At 68.4% G+C, this 2,690-nt stretch carries 3 protein-coding genes; 1 reads left to right on the top strand and 2 read right to left on the bottom strand.

The window, feature by feature from the left end; genetic code table 11:
- The first annotated feature begins 1 nt into the window (after window position 1).
- A complete protein-coding gene (gene ugpQ / locus B2W70_RS09375; RefSeq protein ID WP_286745114.1) occupies window positions 2–802 on the top strand; it encodes a glycerophosphodiester phosphodiesterase in 801 nt (266 codons plus the stop codon).
- Between the two features lie 40 nt (window positions 803–842).
- Here ugpQ and mpl read toward each other — a convergent pair whose 3' ends face one another.
- Window positions 843–2,219: a UDP-N-acetylmuramate:L-alanyl-gamma-D-glutamyl-meso-diaminopimelate ligase gene (gene mpl, locus B2W70_RS09380; RefSeq protein ID WP_286745116.1), complete on the bottom strand. Its 1,377-nt coding sequence runs from the start codon at window positions 2,217–2,219 to the stop codon at window positions 843–845.
- 22 nt (window positions 2,220–2,241) lie between these two features.
- On the bottom strand, window positions 2,242–2,690 hold a 449-nt coding region (locus B2W70_RS09385), incomplete at its 5' end, for an aminotransferase class III-fold pyridoxal phosphate-dependent enzyme (RefSeq protein ID WP_286745118.1).

Here is a 2,690-nt window from a genome sequence, read left to right on the forward strand (position 1 = left end):
GATTGCCCACCGCGGCGCCGGCTCGCAGGCCCCTGAAAACACGCTGGCTGCCTTTCGCCTGGGTGCCGATCATGGTTTCGGGATGTTCGAGTGCGACGTCAAACTGAGTGCAGATGGGGAGCCTTTCCTGCTGCACGACGCCGAGTTGGAGCGCACCACCAACGGGCAGGGCTTGGCCGGCGCGCTCACCTGGGACGCCTTGTCCAGGCTGGATGCGGGGTCATGGCATGGCCGGTCCCACGCCGGAGAGCCCTTGCTGCGCCTGGAGAGCCTGGCGCGTTGGCTTCAGGCCTTGGGGCTGATGGTGAACCTGGAAATCAAGCCCTCGCCGGGCGATGAGGTCCGCACGGGTCGCACCGTGGCCGACCGGGTCGCCCAATGGTGGGCTCAGGCCGAGGTCAAGCCGCTGCTGAGCTCATTCAGCGTCGAGGCCCTGAGTGCCGCGAGGGACGCCCAACCCGATCTGCCCCGTGCCCTGCTGGTCGATCGCTGGATCCCGGAGGCCGTCGAGCAGGCGGTCGAGATGGGTTGCTGCGCCCTGGTCGTGCACCAGGCCTTCCTGAGCGATCGTCGCATCGAGATCATCCACGAGGCAGGGCTCAAGGCGTTGGCCTACACGGTCAACGAAGCCGAGCGTGCAGACACCCTCTGGGCGGGCGGTCTGGATGGCCTGATCACGGACCGGGTCGATGCGTTCGAGCCGCAGGCCCGACTCGGGCTTCGCCCAGGCGCCCGTTTCCCCTTGAACCAACTCATCGCCGAGTCGGCCACGGCACCCGAATCCGAGTCGGTGCCCGACTGAGGCCGTCCCGGCGCGTGGTTGGCGCCGAGCCGCCCTCGGATCAGCTCAGCGCCGACAGGAGCTTGGCGTGGATGCCACCAAAGCCCCCATTGCTCATGCACAGGATGTGATCGCCTGGCCGTGCAGCCTTGACCACCTTGACCACCACGGCGTCGATGGTGTCGGCCACCAAGGCGCGCTCGCCCATTTCGGCCAGTGCCTCGCCTGCATCCCAACCCAGTCCGCCTGAGTGACAGATCGCCAGGTCGGCGTCTTCGAGCGACCAGGGCAGCAGGGCCCTCATCGTGCCCAGCTTCATGGTGTTGGATCGCGGCTCGAACACCGCGATGATGCGCGCGTCGGGCCCGACCTTGCGGCGCAGACCATCGACCGTGGTGCGGATGGCGGTCGGGTGGTGGGCGAAGTCGTCGTAGACGGTGATGCCGCCCACCTCGCCCTTGACCTCCATGCGCCGCTTGACGTTCTCGAACCGGCCCAGCGCCTCGCAGGCCTGTTGAGGCGGCACGCCCACGTTTTCGGCGGCGGCGATGGCAGCCAGCGCGTTCATCTGGTTGTGCTCGCCCAGCAGGCTCCATTCAACGCGCCCGACCAGCACACCGGCCTTGAGCACGTCGAACGAATGGGGCTCGCCACGGGCGCGAAAGCCTGGCGTGTCACCGCGCACGCCGAAGCGTGCGACGTCGCTCCAGCAGCCGCGGGTCAGCACGCGCTCGAGGGCCTCTTCGCGGGCATTGACCACCAGGCGGCCCGAGGCCGGCACGGTGCGCACCAGGTGGTGGAACTGCGTCTCGATGGCGGCCAGGTCGGCAAAGATGTCGGCGTGGTCGAACTCGAGGTTGTTGAGCACGGCGGTGCGCGGGTGGTAGTGCACGAACTTGCTGCGCTTGTCGAAGAAGGCCGTGTCGTACTCGTCGGCCTCGATGACAAAGGGGTGGCCGCCGACGGGGCGCGAGGCCTCATCGTTGCGGCCCAGTCGGGCCGAAACGCCGAAGTTCTGCGGCACGCCGCCCACCAGGAAGCCGGGCTGCAGGCCGCAGGCCTCCAGGATCCAGGTCAGCATCGAGGTGGTCGTCGTCTTGCCGTGCGTGCCGGCCACGGCCAGCACATGCCTGCCTTGCAGCACGTGCTCGCTCAGCCACTGGGGGCCGCTCGTGTAGGGCAGGCCGGCGTCGAGGATGGCCTCCATCAGCGGGTTGCCCCGGCTGACCACGTTGCCAACCACGAACAGGTCGGGCTTGAGTTCAAGCTGATCGACGCCGTAGCCTTCGATCAGGTCGATGCCGAGGGCGCGCAGTTGGTCGGACATCGGCGGGTAGACGCCGGCGTCGCAACCGGTCACGCGGTGGCCGGCCTCACGGGCCAGTGCGGCCACGCCACCCATGAAGGTGCCGCAGATACCGAGGATGTGGATGTGCATGGGGTCGCTTGAAAAAGGGGCCTCAGAGCCGGCGGAAGGCGTTGGCCGCGGCCGCGACCGTGTCGGCGATGTCCTGGTCGGTGTGGGCGGCGCTGACGAAGCCGGCTTCGTACATGGCCGGCGCGAGGTACACGCCCTGGTCCAGCATCAGGTGGAAGAAGCGGTTGAAGGTGTCGGTGCCCCGCGCCATGACTTCCTGGTAGTTCTGGGGCAGCTCGGGGGCAAAGAAGAAGCCGAACATGCCGCCTTCGCTGTCGGCGGTCAGGGGCACGCCGGCGTCGGCCGCCACCTTCACGAAGCCGCCCATCAGCTGGCGTGTGCGAGCCGACAGCTGTTCGAAAAAGCCTGGCTGCTGGATGAGCTTGAGCGTGGCCAGGCCACAGGCGGTGGCCACCGGGTTGCCCGAGAGGGTGCCGGCCTGGTAGACCGGGCCCAGCGGCGCCAGCTTGGACATGACCTCGCGGCTCGAGG

The sequence above is a fragment of the Aquabacterium sp. UBA2148 genome, from assembly GCF_002328915.1.
Taxonomy (GTDB): Bacteria; Pseudomonadota; Gammaproteobacteria; order Burkholderiales; family Burkholderiaceae_C; genus Aquabacterium; species Aquabacterium parvum.

Excerpts from the sequence above, each read along its gene's own strand:
- mpl (WP_286745116.1), bottom strand. The coding sequence starts at position 2,219 with ATGCACATCCACATCCTCGGTATCTGCGGCACCTTCATGGGTGGCGTG.